This is a genomic window from Mitsuaria sp. PDC51, assembly GCF_900113225.1.
Lineage (GTDB): Bacteria > Pseudomonadota > Gammaproteobacteria > Burkholderiales > Burkholderiaceae_C > Roseateles.
Map to the genome: position 1 here is coordinate 541,837 of NZ_FOZE01000002.1, position 16,672 is coordinate 558,508.

Consider the following 16,672-nt stretch of genomic DNA (forward strand, 5'->3'; position numbering starts at 1 on the left):
TGACGGGACCGTCGTCTGGCTATCAGTTCAAAACAATGCGCAGGAATTGCGGATGCTGCGTCAGCGCATCCAGGTCCAGCACTTGCCAGCGCCGGCCCTGCCCGTCGCGCATGCGGGCAGGAGCGAAATCGGGATGGCCGGGCGCATCGGGCTCGGCCTGCAGTTGTTCGTCGCCGCGCAGCCCCAGCAGCTGGTCCACCAGCAGCGCGCAGTTGATGCCCAGGTCGGGATTGATCGACACCAGCCGGTGGGCCGACGTCATCGGGATCGGACCGCGCAGACCCAGGAAGGCCGCCAGGTCCACCACCGTGTGCAGCCCGCCGCGCAAGTTGGCCACACCCAGCATCCAAGGCTGCGTGTACGGCACCGCCTGAAGTGGGACTGGCGTGAAAATTTCGCCGGATTGCTTGAGCGGAAGCAGCAGGCCCAGGCCCGCGCACTCGACCGCCAGCCAGTTCGCGGCCTGGGGCGCCTCGCGCGCCGCCTGCATGCGCTGCGCCAGCCGTTGTTGAAGTTCGCGCAGCGCTTGCTTGTTGGCCATGGTGTCAGCCCAGCGCCTTGATCTTGGCCAGCAGCTCGTCCGCCTTGACCGGCTTGACGACGTAGTCACGCGCGCCCTGGCGCATGCCCCAGACCTTGTCGGTCTCCTGGTTCTTGCTGGTGCACATGATCACCGGCACGTCGGCGTAGCGCTCGTCGCGGGTGATGGCGCGGGTCAGCTGGAAGCCGTTCTGGCCGGGCATCACCACGTCCATGAGGATCAGGTCGGGCTTTTCCTCGGCCAGGCGCTTCATCGCCTCCTCGCCGTTCTCGGCGGTGCGGACGGTGAAGCCGCGCTTGGTCAGCAGGTCGCTCAGCGCGTGCAGTTCGGTCTTCGAATCGTCGACCAGCAGGATCTTGTGGATGGGCATGGGATCTCCCTCTCTCTCGGCTCGCGTCGATTCGCTTCGGGCAGTGCGTCGGTCGAGCCTGGGGTGAGCGTCGTTGGATGTCGGTGGAATGGGTCGTGGAATGCGGGGCGCCGTCCGGCCGGTCAGCCCGCCCGGCAGTGCTGTTGCACCGCCTGCAGCAGCTGGTCCTTCGTGAAGGGCTTCGTCAGGTAGTCCTGCGAGCCCACCATGCGGCCTCGCGCCTTGTCGAACAGGCCGTCCTTGGACGACAGCATGATCACCGGCACCGACGCGAACTGCGGATTGCGCTTGATGATGGCGCAGGTCTGGTAGCCATCCAGGCGCGGCATCAGGATGTCGCAGAACACGAGGTCGGGCTGGTAATCGCTCAGCTTGGCCAGCGCATCGAAGCCGTCCTCGGCCAGCACGACTTCGTGCCCGCCCTGTTTCAGGAAGATCTCGGCGCTGCGGCGGATCGTGTTGCTGTCGTCGATGACCAGCACCTTGGTCGCCGTGCGGGGGCTTGCGCTGGAATCCAAGCTCTTCTCCGTATTGTTCAGACGATGGTTGTCAGGGAAATTTCAGGCGCGCGACAGGCGCGACCGGATGGCTTCATCGAAGGGCGATGCGCGGGTCAGATCTGGACCATTTCGAAGTCCTCCTTGCGGGCACCGCATTCGGGACAGGTCCAGTTCATGTCGACATCCTCCCAGCGCGTGCCGGCGGCGATGCCGTGCTCAGGGTCGCCCGCAGCCTCGTCGTAGATCCAGCCGCAGATCAGGCACATCCAGGTCCTTGCTTCGCTCACGATGGGTTGACTTTGCATCACTACAATGATCGAAAGATTGTAGCCACGCCCCCGGGCTGACCCGGGGGGCGGAAGTACCGATGAAACAACAGTCGATAGCGGTCCTTCTTCACGTTATGCGCATCAGTTCACGGCTTCGCGCCAACCATCCATGAGCCGCCCAGACCCGCACCAACCAGACCCCCAGGACGCCGCCGCGATCGATGACCAGGACTCGCCGCCGCCGGCCTGCGTGATGAGCTTCAATGCGTCGGACCCGAGCGGCGCGGGCGGCAGCGCCGGCGACGTGGCGACGATCGCCGCCATGGGCGCGCATGCGCTGCCGGTGGTGACCGCCATCGTGATGCGCGACACGGCCGAGGTCTTCGACCACCAGACGCTGGACGGCGACTGCATCGTCGAGCAGGCCCGCTCGATCCTCGAGGACGTGCCCGTCGCCGCCTGGAAGGTCGGCTTCCTGGGCAGCGCCGAGGGTGTCTCCTCGGTCGCCGAGGTCCTCTCCGACTACCCCGACGTGCCGCTGGTGGCCTACCTGCCGAGCATCTCCTGGCTGGACGAGGAACAGCAGCAGAGCTACCTGGACGCGTTCCGCGAGCTGGTGCTGCCGCAGACGCTGGTGCTGGTGGGCAACCAGAAGACGCTGATCGACTGCCTGCTGCCGGACTGGGACGCGGACCGCCCGGCCTCGCCGCGCGAACTGGCGGTTGCGGCGCAGCAGCACGGCGCCGCGCATGTGCTGGTGACCGGCATCCAGCTGCCCAACCAGTACATCGACAACGTCCTGGCGAATTCCCAGGGCGCGATCACCGGCGAGAAGTTCGAGCGTTTCGAGGCCAGCTTCGTCGGCGCCGGGGACACCCTGTCGGCCGCGCTGGCCGCCCTGCTGTCGGTCGGCTCGGAGCCGCACGACGCGGTCGGCGAGGCGCTCGCCTTCCTCGACCAGTCGCTGGAGGCGGGCTTCCGCCCCGGCATGGGCAACGTGGTGCCCGACCGCTTCTTCTGGGCGCTGCCACCCGGCGAGGAGGGCGAGGAAGGCGCCGAGACCGTGCCCGCCACCGACGAGATGACGATCGACGAGCCGCCCAGCCGCGGCCCCCGCCGGATCCATTGAGTCCCCCGAGGGCGCCCGCGCGGCGCCCTCCGTCTTTTCCTGCATTGATGCGCCTCAGCAGTACCGGAATTCCGATATGAGCCAGAACGAGACCCTGTTCGCCCGCGCCCAGCGCGTCATTCCCGGCGGGGTGAACTCGCCGGTGCGCGCCTTCCGCGCGGTCGGCGGCACGCCGCGCTTCATCACCCGCGGCGAAGGCGCCCACATCGTGGACGCCGATGGCAGGCGTTACATCGACTACATCGGCTCCTGGGGCCCGATGATCCTGGGCCATGGCCATCCAGCGGTCGTCGAGGCGGTCCAGAAGGCCGTGCTGGAGGGCTTCTCCTTCGGCGCGCCGACCGAGCGCGAGGTCGAGCTGGCCGAGGAGATCCTGGCGCTGGTGCCCAGCTGCGAGCAGATCCGGCTGGTGAGCTCGGGCACCGAGGCAACGATGAGCGCCATCCGGCTGGCGCGCGGCGCGACGCAGCGCAGCAAGTTCATCAAGTTCGAGGGTTGCTACCACGGCCACACCGACGCGCTGCTGGTGAAGGCGGGCTCCGGCCTGGCGACCTTCGGCCATCCGACCTCGGCCGGCGTGCCCGAGGCCACGGCGCAGCACACCATCGTGCTGGAATACAACAACGTCGCGCAACTCGAGGAAGCGTTCGCGCTGCACGGCGCGGAGCTGGCCTGCGTGATCGTCGAGCCGATCGCCGGCAACATGAATTTCGTGCGCGCCAGCGTGCCCTTCATGACCCGGATGCGCGAGCTGTGCCGCCAGCACGGCGCCCTGCTGGTGCTGGACGAGGTGATGACCGGCTTCCGCGTCGGCCTGCGCAGCGCGCAGGGTGTCTATGCCGACCTGATCCCCGGCTTCGTGCCCGACATCAGCGTGTTCGGCAAGGTGATTGGCGGCGGCATGCCGCTGGCGGCCTTCGGCGCGAGCCGCGAGATCATGCGCCACCTGGCCCCGCTGGGCGGCGTGTACCAGGCGGGCACGCTGTCGGGCAACCCGGTGGCCACGGCCTGCGGCCTGGCGACGCTGCGCGAGATCAAGAAGCCCGGGTTCTTCGAGGCCCTGTCGACGCGCACGCGCCGGCTGGTGGACGGCCTGAAGAAGGTGGCGGCCGAAAACGGCGTGCCCTTCAGCGCGGACAGCGAAGGCGGCATGTTCGGCTTTTTCCTGCTCGCGGAGCTGCCGCAGAACTACACGACCGTGATGACGACGGACAAGGAGCGCTTCAACCGCTTCTTCCACGCGATGCTGGACGCCGGCGTATACCTGGCGCCGGCGCTGTACGAAGCCGGTTTCGTGTCCGCCGCGCACACCGACGCGGACATCGATGCGACGCTGGAGGCCGCCCGCCGCGCGCTGCGTTGAGGGGCGGCGATGCCCCGGTGAGGCCGGCGTGGCAATTCCCGGGCCCGGTTTGTCGCACTCTTTTCAATCCGCGACAGGCATTACGCTTGCTTACCGGTTGGTACAGCAGCTGAGAGACAGACATGCATATCCACATCCTGGGCATCTGCGGCACCTTCATGGGCGGCCTGGCGGCGCTCGCGCGCGAGGCGGGCCACACGGTGACCGGCTGCGACGCCAATGTCTATCCGCCGATGTCGACGCAGCTGGAAGCCTTGGGCATCGAGCTGATCCAAGGCTTCGGCGCGGAGCAACTGGCGCTCAAGCCGGACCTGTTCGTCATCGGCAACGTGGTGACGCGCTCCTCCGAGGGGCGCTTCCCGCTGATGGAGGCGATCCTCGATGCCGGGCTGCCCTACACCAGCGGGCCGCAGTGGCTGGCTGAGCACGTGCTGCAAGGCAAGCATGTGATGGCGGTGGCCGGGACGCACGGCAAGACCTCGACGACCTCGATGCTGACCTGGATCCTGGAATCTGCGGGCCTGGCGCCCGGCTTCCTGATCGGCGGCGTGCCGCAGAACTTCGGCGTGTCGGCTCGCCTGGGGGGCGGGAAGTACTTCGTGATCGAGGCCGACGAGTACGACACCGCCTTCTTCGACAAGCGCAGCAAGTTCGTCCACTACCGGCCGCGCACGGCGATCCTGAACAACCTCGAGCACGACCACGCGGACATCTTCCCGGACCTGGCCGCCATCGAGACCCAGTTCCACCACCTGGTGCGCACGGTGCCGCCGTCGGGCCGGCTGGTGGTGAACGCGCGCGAGGACGCGCTGCAGCGGGTGCTGTCGCGCGGCTGCTGGAGCGAGGTCCAGCGCTTCGGCGCGCGCAAGGAGGAACCCGGCGCGCTGCGCGCCCGTGGCGAGCCGCAGTCCTTCGACGTGCTGCGCGGCAGCCTGAAGGTAGGCCACGTCACCTGGGAGCTGCTGGGCGAGCACAACCAGCTCAACGCGCTGGCGGCGATCGCCGCGGCGGAACATGTCGGCGTTGATCCCGAGCGGGCCGCCGAGGCGCTGGGCGGTTTCAGGAACGTGCGGCGCCGGCTGGAGCTGCGCGGCGAAGCCGGCGGGGTGAAGGTCTACGACGACTTCGCGCACCATCCGACGGCGATCCACACCACCATCGACGGCCTGCGCCGGCGCATCGCACCGCAGGAGCGCATCCTGGCGGTCTTCGAGCCGCGCTCCAACACGATGAAGCTGGGCACGATGAAGGCGCAGCTGCCCTGGGCGCTGGAGGAGGCGGACCTGAGCTTCTGCAACCAGGACGGCCTGAGCTGGGACGCGCGCGAGGCGCTGGCGCCGCTGGGCGAGCAGGGCCTGGTGGGCGCGGACGTCGAGGAACTGGTGGCGATGGTCCGGCGCGCGGCGCGGCCCGGCGACCATGTGCTGTGCATGAGCAACGGCGGCTTCGGGGGCATCCACGAAAAGCTGCTGGACGCGCTGAAGTAAACCGGCGATCCTGCGCCGCGCGCGGCGACGCGCGCCCTGGCGAGCGATCGACAACGGTTCGATCCGCCGCCGATCCCGGGGTCCGGAGCGGACCCCGATCGACCGACAGTCCCGATTGACCTCAATTCACGCGAGGAGCGACGACACGATGAGTGGTCCTGGCAAGCTGGTGCCCGCGCTGCAGAACCGATCCTTCCTGTGCCTGCTGGCGCTGGTGACGGTGGCGTTCGGCTGGATCCTGTGGCCGATGCTGAGCGCGCTGCTGTGGGGGGTGGCGCTGGCCATCGTGTTCCAGCCGCTCTATCGCAAGTTGCTGCGCAAGACGCGCCGGCCGGGGCTGTCCTCGGGGCTGACCATCCTGGTGATCCTGCTGCTGGTGGTGCTGCCGCTGACCTACGTGATGGGCGCGCTGGTGCGCGAGGCGGCGGTGGTCTTCGAGATGGTCAAGTCGGGCCAGTTCAACTTCAACACCTACGTGGCGCAGGTCTACGCGGCATTGCCGTCGTGGCTGCTGGACGTGCTGGAGCGGCTGGGGCTGCACGACCTGGCCAACCTGCAGGAGAAGCTGGGCAGCGCGCTGAACCAGGGCAGCCAGTTCATGGCGACCAAGGCGCTGGGTTTCGGCCAGGACACCTTCGACTTCCTGGTGAGCTTCTTCGTGATGCTCTACCTGCTCTATTTCCTGCTGCGCGACGGCGAGCAGCTGTCGGCGCGCATCCGCGACGCGCTGCCGCTGCAGGACTCCTACAAGCGCCAGCTCGGCGAGAAGTTCCGGACGGTGATCCGCGCGACGGTCAAGGGCAACATCGCGGTCGCGGCGCTGCAGGGCGCGCTGGGCGGTTTCGCGTTCTGGGCGCTGGGCATCCACGCGCCGGTGCTGTGGGCGGTGCTGATGGCCTTCCTGTCGCTGCTGCCGGCGGTGGGTGCGGCGCTGGTGTGGGCGCCGGTGGCGATTTATTTGCTGGCGACCGGCCACATCGCGTCGGGGGTCGGCCTGCTGCTGTTCGGCACCATCGTGATCGGCCTGGTGGACAACCTGCTGCGACCGCTGCTGGTGGGCAAGGACACGAAGATGCCGGACTACGTCGTGCTGCTGTCGACGCTGGGCGGCATGGCGGTGTTCGGCATCAACGGCTTCGTCATCGGCCCGCTGATCGCGGCGATGTTCATCGCGGTCTGGGACATCGTCGCGGCGGAGCGGCGGTATCCGGTCGGGGATCATTGACCGGGCTTCACGGTCATGAACCGACGCCGTCTCAAACCGTTGGCCGCCAGAAGCCGCCGGTTCCTCGCGTCGAAGTGGAGACAGTGACCAAGGTAAGGCGTCCATGCCGCCCGCGCAATCTAGAGTTCGGCATCCCATTCGCTTCATCGAAGGCGCAGAACGCGCGCCCGCAGGCAATACGGAGATCGTCTCCTTGAGCACCATGGCCACCCGTCCGGGTCCGCTTGGAATGGATTCGAATCCCGGCGTGATCGATCCGGGCACTTGCGCACGCACGCAGAATCGGCCTCCAGGACCGACCTGCGTGTTGAATCCAACCGAAGCGGAACGCAGTCAGCAGGCGCCCCCTCAGTCCACTCCGGCCAAGGAGAAGAGTGGCGCGTCATGGGTCAACAAGTTTCCGGGTAGCACAAGCACTGACGACCTCGATCCAGTCTTTCGCGACAAGGTGAAGAAGTTCCTGGCCGCGATCGCGGACGCTGGAGGGAGCGTGGCGATCGCCGCCACGTACAGACCGCGTGAGCGCGCTTACCTGATGCATTACAGCTCCAAGGTCTCGCGTGGCGACATCGAGGCCGCCAAGGTGCCGGCCATGGCCGGCGTCGACATCGAATGGGTGCACGCTTCCGAGGAAGCTTCGAAGAAGGCGGCTTCGGCCATGGCAAAAGCCTTCGGCATCGTTTACCCGCCAGCGCTGATCTCCCGGCATACCGAACGTTGCGCGATCGACATGACCGTTAGCGGCATCGTTGGAAAGAAGATCAAGAACGCTTCGAATGAAGAGGTCGAGATCAAGAAGCTCAGCGACCTGAATGCCGTGGGCGCGAGCTACGGCGTGAACAAGCTGGTCTCCGACCCTCCGCATTGGTCCGACGATGGTCACTAGATTCCTGGCTCTCGCCCTCTCTCTAAGCGCATCGGCATGTGCCGCGACCGCGGGGGCGGACTTCGCGATCGTCAAGCTGGACGGATCTGGCGAGGCGCTGCTGGTCGCGGCCTCACCGATCGCTCCGGGCGCGACCGTCGCATTGGAGTACCCCGGTGCGGATCAACGTCCACGCTGCTGCCACCGCTTGCGCGCAGCGGAGCTCGTGGCGGTCGATTCGGCCGAGGTGCTCGCTTCGGACGAGCTTGGCGCGACCGCGCCCCGCGTCTACAAGGCCAAGGTCCCCTCGGCATGGGCCGACATGCCCTTCATCGGGATGGCCGCAGTCGGCTCGGACATCCGCCCGCAATCGCGCGCGGGACGGTTCGAGCTGACCGACAGCCGCGGCGCCACACGCGCCGCCAGCTTGTGCACGAGCGCCGAGGGCGTGCATCTCATGGAAACCGAGCAAGGCCGATTGCGAACGCATCTCTACCTGTCGCTGGGCTACGAGATTGAATCGCCCACCTGCCGGTGAGGAAGAATGAAAAAGGCCGGCTTTCGCCGGCCTTCGCGCTGATGACGAGGCGCGGTCGATGGACCGCGCCGGCGCTCAGGTGCGCACCATCGTCGCCTTCAGCACCGTGCTGAGGAAGTCCAGGCTCTCGGCCAGGTGGGCGCGGGTCTCGAGCGAGCCCTTGCCCTGCGCCGCGCGCAGCTCGCTCTGCAGCTGCACCGCGTGCAGGCGCAGCACCGCGTAGGCATCGGCGAACTGGCCCGAGGCCGCGCCGCTCTTCGTCAGGTTCGCCTGGATGCGGCGCAGGTACTCGCGCTGCAGGTTGCGGCGCAGCGGGTCGATGTCGCCGCCGGTCTTGAGCTCGCTCCAGATCGAGGACTGCAGCGTGCCGTAGACCTCGCCGATCGAGATCAGCCCCTTGCGCTGCGACACGGGCACGTAGGCCGGCAGCTCCATCAGGCGGATCGCCGTCTGCGCCTGCAGCAGGCGGTCCAGCGAACCCAGCTGCACGCGCGCCACCGCCGCCGGGATGTTGACGAAGCCCGCCCGGTTGAACTCGACGTAGTCCGTCGTGATCGAGGTCAGGAACTCCGGCTTGAAGCGGAAGCTGTCGGCGCTGAAGATGCCCTGCGCCAGGAAGCGCAGCGCCTCGCGCTGCTTGGCCGGATCGACCGGACGCATCGCCGCGACCGAAGCCCCCGGCACGTCGCGGTGCGTGTACATGCCGCCGACGTACTTGCCCACCAGGTCCGACGCGCGCGCCAGCTGGCTGAAGCCGTTGGCCAACTGACGGCGCTGGCGCAGCGGATCATCGGTCGCCTCCGGCGCGCGGTTCTGCACCCGGGCCCACAGCTCCTGCGTCAGCTTCAGCCGCTTGCGGAAATAGGCCATCGGGTCGTCGCCGAGGTCGAAGCGGTTGATCGTCGGATCCATGCCGTCGAACGGGCCGAAGCCGCCGGCATCGGTGTCGTCCGCGTAGGCGTGGCCAGGCTGCGTGTTCTGCGAGGCGATGCGCTTGAGCTCGCTCTCCTCCTGCTCCTTGGGCACCTGCTTGTAGGCGTACTCGATCGCCCAGTAGTCGTAGGCCCCCAGCGTCGTGTTGTTGTACGTGGTGGGCGCCTCGCCCTGCAGCGGGATGTTGTAGGCGTTGTAGTCCATGACCGAGGCCGACAGCCCGTGCGCATCGGTCCAGGCCTTGTCCTTGAGCTGCGCCTGCGTCACCTGCGTCGAGGCCTTGAAGTTGTGCTTCAGGCCGAGCGTGTGGCCCACCTCATGCATGATCACGTCCTTGATCCGCGCCTGGATGAAGGCGTCGGCCTCGGGGCTGTCGGGCGCGATGTCGCCGCGCGCTTCCAGCACGTCCAGCGCGAAGTCCATCTCGGCCGCGGCGTCGTGCGCGTAGGTGCAGTAGGTCGCGTTGCGGCCTTCGCGCCAGCCGTGGTTCAACGCGGCCAGCGCCTGCGCTTCCTCGGCCAGCGTCGACACCGGCGCACCGGCCAGGCCGCGCGGCGCGTCCTCGCTGATGAAGGCCCGGCCGCCACGGGCGAAGACGTCGCTCATGCCGATGTCGGCGTCCAGGATCTCGCCGGTGCGCGGATCGACATGGCTCGGCCCGATGGCGAAGCCCACGTCCGAGCCGACGAACCAGCGGATCGACGCATGCGAGGCGTCCATGTTGTCCCAGTCCGCGTCATCGGGCTGCTGCTTGGCCACGACCGCGTCCTTGAAGCCGATCTTCTCGAAGGCCTTGTTCCATTCCAGGATGCCGGCCTCGACCGCCGCGCGGTACTTCGGCGGGATGTTCTTGTCCATCCAGTAGGTGATCGGCTCCACCGGCTCGGACAGCGCGGCCGCCGGGTCCTTCTTCTCCAGGCGCCAGCGGTTGATGTAGTGCACGCGCGGGTTGGCCTTGAGGTCGTCGCTCAGGTCGGTGAAGGTCTCGGTGAAGTGACCCAGCCGGCCGTCGGCGCGACGCGGCGACATCTTCTCCTCCGGCAGCGCGCGGAAGTTGTAGACAAAGCCCATGAACATCGAGCGCGGATCCGGCGTCGCCTGCGGCGGCGTCGGCACCGGCACCGGCGGGGCCACCAGCGGCGGCGCCGGGATGCGCGGCGTGAAGTAGTGGACCTTGGCGTTCAGCGTCGTCAGCTTCTCGTCGGCGCGGGTCAGTTCGAAGTAGGAGTTGCCGCGATCGACGTTGTAGGGCAGCCGGTAGGCCATCTCCAGCCGGGTGGACATGCCGGGGATGTCGCTCAGCAGCAGGCCGGCGTCGACCAGGAAGGCCTTGCGCTCCGGATGATCCGCGCTCGCGACCGGACCCGCGGCCAGCAGGCTGGGCGAGAACGCCTCCTCGCCGGCGCGCTTGCCACCGCCTTCGGCGCGGAACTCGGTGTTCAGCGCCACCAGCTGGATCGTGTTCCCGATGCGGCGCCACTCGGCCATGATCTCCGGGCCCATCTGGCTGGCGTAGAAGCCACGCTCGCCGATGGAGCTGGAGATGTTGATGGTGAACAGGAAGGGCTTGTTCAGCATCGCGCGCGGGATCTCGAGCCAGACCTTCTCGTCCTTGCGCAGGATCGGGAACAGGCCGTCGTCGCGCTTGGCGTCGCGGCTGACCTCGGCGAAGGGCTTGGGCGCGGTGGGATCGGCGGCGGGACGCGGTGCCGTCATCGGCGAGCTGGCACCGGGCTGGCCGGGCGCACCCGAGGCGGCGCCCGCCGGCGCGGACGCGGCCTGGGCGGCCGGCGCGGCGGAGGACGAGGAGGAGCCGGTCGTGCCGGTCGTGGCGCAGGCGGTCAGCAGCAGCGCCGCGGCCGCGATGGCCGTCAGCTGGATCGTGTCCCTGTGGATCATGGATCTGTGTGGTCGGGGGTCCGTCCGGGGTCGGCCGGCCGGGCCCTGTTGAGAGAAATTCGGGCGCTGCGGTCTTCTGGCCGCAGTCGCCCCGACGGAACGGGCAATGTGCCGGGGCCGGAGCCCCTGCGTCAATGCGCACTAACGAGCGCGCGGCCCTCGCCGGCCGCGACGGTGGCGATGATCGCCCAGCCATCCCCCCGTGCCGGAAGTGACCCGCCCACCCGACGGAGAGGGACACCCCTACACTGCCCGCCCATGACCCTCCCCTCCCCTCCGCCGGAGGCCCCCGCGCCGGCGCGCCGCACCCACCTGCTCTACCTGCACGGCTTCCGCTCGTCGCCGCGCTCGGCGAAGGCGCGCCGCATGGCCGAGTGGACCGCCACCCATCGACCGGACCTGGTGTTCGCCTGCCCCCAACTGCCGCCCTCGCCGCGCGAGGCGATGGCGTTGGTGGACGCGCTGATCCGCGACTGGCCGCGCGACACGATGGCGGTGATGGGGAGCTCGCTGGGCGGCTTCTACGCGACCTGGGTGGCGCAACGCACCGGCGCCCGCACGGCGCTGCTGAACCCGGCGGTGGACCCGGCCCGCGACCTCGCCAACCACATCGGCGAGCAGACCTGCTGGCAGGACCCGGACGAGCATTTCTTCTTCCGCCGCGAGTTCGTCGATGAACTGCGCAAGCTCGACGCCGACGCGCTGGCGCATCCGGAGCGCCTGATGGCGGTGATCGCCAAGGGCGACGAGGTGCTCGACTGGCGCGAGATGCACGCGCGCTACCAGGGCTGCCGGATCAAGCTGCTGGAGGGCAGCGACCACGGCCTGGCCGACTTCGACGACCACCTCGACGAACTGGCCGAGTTCCTCGGCCTCTGACGCGGCCGCGCCGTCGGCCCGCCGACCTCCGCCGGCTTCCGCCTACTTCCGCCGTCCGGTCGCCTTCAGCAGCAGCACCGTCACGAGCCCCGTCAGCACGACGATCAGCCCGACCACGACCCAGAAGCCGTGCTTGTGTTCCAGCAGCGGCAACCCGCCGACGTTCATGCCGAACAGGCCGCTGATCAGGTTGATCGGCAAGGCCAGCACGGTGACCATCGTCAGCACGTACAGCGTCTGGTTGTTCTCCTGGGCGACCCGCGCCGAGGTTTCGTCCTGCACCGCGCGGATGCGCTCCTGCAGCGCCTGGATGTCGCGCAGCACCAGCGCGAATTCCTCGCTCGCCTGCTGCAGCTGCTGCTTGTCCTGCTCGGCGACCCAGTCCGGTGGGTTGGACAGCATCCGCAGCAGCGCGCTCGGCTCCGGCGCGAGCAGCCGCTGCAGCCGCACCATCAGTCGACGCAGCGCCGCCACTTCGGATTCATGACCCGCATGCCGACCGGCGAGCAGCGCATCCTCGATGTCGTCGACCCGCTCGGTGGCCTGGCGCACGATGCGCTGCAGCTCGTCGGCCTGGTCGCGCAGCAGGTGGTCGAGCAGCGCCACGCTCGACCGCGGCCGGTCGCCGCGCTTGATCGCCATGCGCAGCCGGTCCACCGAGCGCAGCGGCGCGCGGCGCACGCTCAACACCAGGTGCTCGCTGGCCTGCATCCACAGCGTCGACACATCGCCCACGTCGAAGGCGAAATCGAAGGTCACGTCGTTGAGCACAGCGAACAGGTGCTCGCCAACGCGCTCGATGCGCGAAGAGCGCGAGCCCTGCTGCTGGGCCTCGTCGAAGCTTTCGGCCAGCGCCGCGTTGCGGCGCAGCCAGGGCAGCGCGCCCGCATGCGCGAGGTTCAGGTGCAGCCACAGGAAGCCGCCCTCGGGCCGCGCCAGCCGGGCCTGCGCCTGGGCCAGCGTGGGTAGCGCCTCGGTGGGGCGCTCGGGATGGATCCAGAAGCCGCAGATCAGCCCGTGTTCATCGCCGCCATAGGGGGCCGCCAGTCCCATCGGGGACGGCATCGTCTCATTCATCGCCATCGGCGGATGGTAGACGCCCGATCGCCTCGCCCATGCGGATCCGCTGGCCCGTCTGCAAGCTGGGCGACAGCTTCACGCCCGGCGGGAGGAACACGAGGATGGTCGAGCCCTGCTCGAACCAGCCCATCTCCTCGCCGCGGGTGTGATCGTGGCCGAGCTCGAAACGGTGCGGGCCCGGATGGTCGGGACGCAGCGTCAGGTCCAGCGCATGCAGGCGCAGGCTGGCCACGAGGATGGCCGCCACCGGCACCAGGGCGATCGGCGTGCCGTCCGGCAGCGTGCACTCGATGGCCGCGCGCACGTTGCGGCAGAACAGCCGCTCGACGCGCTTGAGCGCGATCGGGTTGACGTTCCAGGTGTCGCCGGCGATGTGGGTGACGCGATGGATGCGCAGGTCGGCCGGCGCATGGAAGCGGTGGTACATCGCCGAGGTCAGCCGCAGCGTCAGGTAGGTGCCGTGGAGGTAGGGTGCGGCCCGGGTAGCGTCGCCGAACAGCTCGGCGATGCGGTAGTCCATGCCCTTGGCCTGCAGCGCCATGCCGCGCTCGACCGGCCCGTGCGCGCCGACGATCGCGTCGCAGGGGCTGACGATGGTGCCCGGCGCCGGATCGATCGGCCGGCGCCCCGGCTGGAGCCGCCGCGTGAAGACCTCGCGCAGCGAGCGGTAGCCGCGAACGGGCGCTTGCGCCTCGCTCAGGTCCAGGTCGGTGAACAGCCGCCACACCGCGACGCTCAGGCGCGTCAGCGCCGGCGACTCGATCCGGCTGTACCAGCCCATGAAGCGCGTCAGCGCCAGGCGCGGCACGCGGTTGGTCAGGAGGAAATTGAGGTCTTCCTGCTGGGTCAGACGGTCGATCCAGCGCGCCGATTTCATGGACATGTCAATTCCGTCGGATACATATCTCCGCAATTTGCCAATGCTGTGTGACAGCAGAACGAGGCTCCGGAGGTCCATGCCCATGTCCACGACGTTCTTCACCTTCGACCTGCTGCCGGTCGCCGCCGCCGCGGCCGGGCTCGTGGCCCTGTACTACGCGCCGACCGGCTGGCGCCGGCTGCAGCTCTCGCGGGCGAAGCACCCGTCGCTGGCGGGCCATTCGCGGATGGCCGTGCGGCTGGCACGGCTGATGCCGACGCGGCGCTTCGACGACCAGCGCTTCTTCAACGCCGACGACGCGCCGGACGCCATCGTGGCGACGCGACGCGCCAGCTTCACGGCGCTGTCGCGCACGCTCAAGACGCGCCATGCGCGCAGCATCGCTGCGACGCAGGCGATGAAGCCCTCGCTGCCGGACCTCCAGTTCACCAGCAACTACCGCGTGCCGCCGCCGTTCAGCCCGCTGGTGCAGCGCGAGCTGCCGCTCGGGCCGGTGATGGTCGCGAGCGACGGCCACTGGCTCACCGACCTCGACGGCGAACGCTTCATCGACCTGGCCGGCAGCTACGGGGTCAACCTCTTCGGCTACGCGTTCTACCAGCGCTGCATCGCAGAAGGCGCGCGGCGGGTGGAGGCGCTCGGCCCGGTGCTGGGCGTCTACCACCCGCTGGTCGAGGACAACGTGCGGCGCATCCTCGCGCATGCGCGCATGGACCAGCTGTCCTTCCACATGTCGGGCACCGAGGCCGTGATGCAGGCGGTGCGGCTGGCCCGTTATCACACGGGGAAGACGCACCTCGTGCGCTTCTGCGGCGCGTACCACGGCTGGTGGGACGAAGCCCAGCCCGGTCCCGGCAACCCGCTGCCGGCCGAGCGCACCTACACGCTGCGCGACATGCACGCGCGCAGCCTGCAGGTGCTGCGCACCCGGCGCGACATCGCCTGCGTGCTGGTGAATCCGCTGCAAGCGCTGCATCCGAACAAGCCGGCGCCGGGCGACGGCTCGCTGGTCGACAGCTCCCGCCGCGCGTCCTACGACAAGGCCGCCTACGCCGCCTGGCTGCGCGAACTGCGCGAGGTCTGCACCGAGCGCGGCATCGCGCTGATCTTCGACGAGGTGTTCATGGGTTTCCGCCTCGGCGCGGGCGGCGCGCAGAGCTACTTCGGCGTGCAGGCCGACCTGGTCACCTACGGCAAGACGCTGGGCGGCGGGCTGCCGGTGGGCGTGGTCTGCGGCCGCGCGGCGTGGATGAAGCGCTATCGCGACGAGCGCCCGGCCGACATCTGCTTCGCCCGCGGCACCTTCAACACGCATCCGCATGTGATGGGCGCGATGTCGGTGTTCCTGGACGCGCTCGAGGACCCCGAGCGCCTGCGCCAGATCGACGCGCAGGAGACGCAGCAGGACGCGCGGCGCGAGCGGCTCAACGCGGCGCTCGAGGCCGAGGGGCTGCCGCTGCGCGCGGCCAACATGTCCTCGGTCTGGACGCTCTATTACACCGAGCCCTCGCGCTACAACTGGATGCTGCAGTACTTCCTGCGCGAGCAGGGCCTGGCGCTGAGCTGGGTGGGCACGGGGCGGATGATCTTCAGCCTGGACTTCAGCGACGCGGACTTCGACGAAGTCCAGCGCCGCATCCTGGCCGCCGCCCGCGCGATGCGCGACGGCGGCTGGTGGAGCAGCCCGGCGCTGCCGAGCAACCGGGCGATCAAGCGGCGCCTGCTGATGGAGACGCTGGGCCTGCGCGGCTGAGGCCCGCGCGCGCCACGTTCAGCGGGACGCCGCCGCTGCGGGGGAACGCAGGGCCATGCCCGGTGGCGACGGATGACCGCGCTCACGCGCTTCCCGGACGACCGCCTCGATCGCCTCGGCCACCACCTCGGGCTTGTCGCGCTGGATGTAATGCCCTGACCCCGCCACCGGCTGGATCTCCTTGCCGCCGACCAGCGGCAGCCAGTTCGGCTCCAGGCCATGCACCATGGACTCGAACCCGCTCGCCACCTCCATCGGCGAATACACCGTGCGCGTCAGCACCCGCACCGGCACATCCGGCCGCGGCTTCTGCCACAGCGTGTCGATGCAGTCCTGCTGCTGCAGGAATTCGGCCTGCATCATCCCGCGGAAGACCCGCCGGCTCATGCTGTCCAGCATGTTGGCCATCACCGGCACCTCCACCTGCATCTTGCGCAGGTGCAGCGGATGGGTCGCGTCGACCAGCACGATGCCGGCGACCTCGTCCGGATACAGCCTCGAGAACGCGTACTGGTAAAGCCCGCCGATCGAGTGGCCCACCAGCACATAGGGCGGCTTGATGCCGGCGCTCTGGAGCAGGCCATGCAGCTCGGTCGCGATGCCGCAGGGGTTGCGCGGCGTCGGCGGCGTGGCGGTGCTGTCGCCGTAGCCGGGGCGGTCGTAGGCGAAGACGCTGTAGTCGGTGCGCAGCGCATTCAGCACCGCCGCCCAGGGATCGCGCCCATCGCCCAGCCCCGATTGCAGGACCACCGTGGGCTCGCCATGGCCGACATGGGTGAACACGATCGGCCCCCCGGTGACGCGCTGGTTGCCGGTGTTGGGCATCGGGCTGGCGCAGCCGGCCAGCACGGCGGCGACCGTGACGACCCACGCCAATGACTTCGGCGCCCGAAGGCGCCGTTCAACTGCGGACATGCGGAACACTCCATCTGGCCGGCGGCCGCCTGTCCCCGCGTCGATC

At 69.0% G+C, this 16,672-nt stretch carries 16 protein-coding genes; 8 read left to right on the forward strand and 8 right to left on the reverse strand.

Annotation, left to right across the window (positions count from 1 at the left end):
• Positions 1-22 precede the first annotated feature (22 nt).
• From BM393_RS13815 to BM393_RS13830, 4 genes are all read right to left on the reverse strand, one after another.
• On the reverse strand, positions 23-541 hold the full coding sequence (locus BM393_RS13815; protein WP_091726964.1) for a chemotaxis protein CheW: 519 nt from the start codon (positions 539-541) through the stop codon (positions 23-25).
• A gap of 4 nt (positions 542-545) precedes the next feature.
• Positions 546-911 (reverse strand): response regulator transcription factor, encoded by a 366-nt coding sequence (locus tag BM393_RS13820; protein WP_088406380.1) that lies wholly within the window; start codon positions 909-911, stop codon positions 546-548.
• A 122-nt stretch (positions 912-1,033) separates the two neighbouring features.
• Entirely contained in the window at positions 1,034-1,429 is a 396-nt protein-coding gene (locus BM393_RS13825) for a PleD family two-component system response regulator (protein ID WP_091726969.1), read from the reverse strand.
• Positions 1,430-1,524: 95 nt separating this feature from the next.
• Entirely contained in the window at positions 1,525-1,677 is a 153-nt protein-coding gene (locus BM393_RS13830; protein ID WP_067065645.1) for a rubredoxin, read from the reverse strand.
• Between the two features lie 172 nt (positions 1,678-1,849).
• On the opposite strand from BM393_RS13830, the gene BM393_RS13835 reads away from it, so the two are divergent.
• From BM393_RS13835 to BM393_RS13860, 6 genes are all read left to right on the forward strand, one after another.
• A complete protein-coding gene (locus tag BM393_RS13835) occupies positions 1,850-2,809 on the forward strand; it encodes a hydroxymethylpyrimidine/phosphomethylpyrimidine kinase (protein ID WP_404932646.1) in 960 nt (319 codons plus the stop codon).
• Between the two features lie 76 nt (positions 2,810-2,885).
• Entirely contained in the window at positions 2,886-4,172 is a 1,287-nt protein-coding gene (gene hemL, locus BM393_RS13840; protein WP_091726976.1) for a glutamate-1-semialdehyde 2,1-aminomutase, read from the forward strand.
• A 122-nt stretch (positions 4,173-4,294) separates the two neighbouring features.
• Complete coding sequence (gene mpl, locus BM393_RS13845; protein ID WP_091726979.1) at positions 4,295-5,659, forward strand: UDP-N-acetylmuramate:L-alanyl-gamma-D-glutamyl-meso-diaminopimelate ligase; 1,365 nt, start codon at positions 4,295-4,297, stop codon at positions 5,657-5,659.
• 148 nt (positions 5,660-5,807) lie between these two features.
• Positions 5,808-6,884: an AI-2E family transporter gene (locus BM393_RS13850; RefSeq protein WP_091726983.1), complete on the forward strand. Its 1,077-nt coding sequence runs from the start codon at positions 5,808-5,810 to the stop codon at positions 6,882-6,884.
• A 103-nt stretch (positions 6,885-6,987) separates the two neighbouring features.
• Positions 6,988-7,770, forward strand: a complete 783-nt coding sequence (locus BM393_RS13855; protein ID WP_217648444.1) for a hypothetical protein — start codon at positions 6,988-6,990, stop codon at positions 7,768-7,770.
• On the forward strand, positions 7,760-8,287 hold the full coding sequence (locus BM393_RS13860; RefSeq protein ID WP_091726990.1) for a hypothetical protein: 528 nt from the start codon (positions 7,760-7,762) through the stop codon (positions 8,285-8,287). The genes BM393_RS13855 and BM393_RS13860 overlap by 11 nt, the downstream gene beginning before the upstream one ends.
• A gap of 75 nt (positions 8,288-8,362) precedes the next feature.
• Here the strand turns inward: BM393_RS13860 and BM393_RS13865 are convergent, their stop codons facing one another.
• On the reverse strand, positions 8,363-11,119 hold the full coding sequence (locus BM393_RS13865; protein WP_091726995.1) for a zinc-dependent metalloprotease: 2,757 nt from the start codon (positions 11,117-11,119) through the stop codon (positions 8,363-8,365).
• Positions 11,120-11,377: 258 nt separating this feature from the next.
• Between BM393_RS13865 and BM393_RS13870 the strand changes: the two genes are divergently transcribed.
• Entirely contained in the window at positions 11,378-11,998 is a 621-nt protein-coding gene (locus BM393_RS13870; RefSeq protein WP_091726999.1) for a YqiA/YcfP family alpha/beta fold hydrolase, read from the forward strand.
• Positions 11,999-12,040: 42 nt separating this feature from the next.
• Here BM393_RS13870 and BM393_RS13875 read toward each other — a convergent pair whose 3' ends face one another.
• Positions 12,041-13,075, reverse strand: coding sequence for a transporter (locus BM393_RS13875; RefSeq protein WP_254783444.1), 1,035 nt, complete (start codon positions 13,073-13,075; stop codon positions 12,041-12,043).
• Positions 13,068-13,961: an archaetidylserine decarboxylase gene (gene asd / locus BM393_RS13880; protein ID WP_091727008.1), complete on the reverse strand. Its 894-nt coding sequence runs from the start codon at positions 13,959-13,961 to the stop codon at positions 13,068-13,070. The genes BM393_RS13875 and asd overlap by 8 nt, the downstream gene beginning before the upstream one ends.
• Before the next feature lie 79 nt (positions 13,962-14,040).
• Here asd and BM393_RS13885 point away from each other — a divergent pair, with 79 nt between their 5' ends.
• The gene (locus BM393_RS13885; RefSeq protein WP_091727011.1) at positions 14,041-15,711 is read left to right on the forward strand and encodes an aminotransferase class III-fold pyridoxal phosphate-dependent enzyme; all 1,671 of its coding nucleotides are present in this window, start codon (positions 14,041-14,043) and stop codon (positions 15,709-15,711) included.
• 18 nt (positions 15,712-15,729) lie between these two features.
• Here BM393_RS13885 and BM393_RS13890 read toward each other — a convergent pair whose 3' ends face one another.
• Positions 15,730-16,626: an alpha/beta fold hydrolase gene (locus tag BM393_RS13890; RefSeq protein ID WP_175538340.1), complete on the reverse strand. Its 897-nt coding sequence runs from the start codon at positions 16,624-16,626 to the stop codon at positions 15,730-15,732.
• Positions 16,627-16,672: the final 46 nt, after the last annotated feature.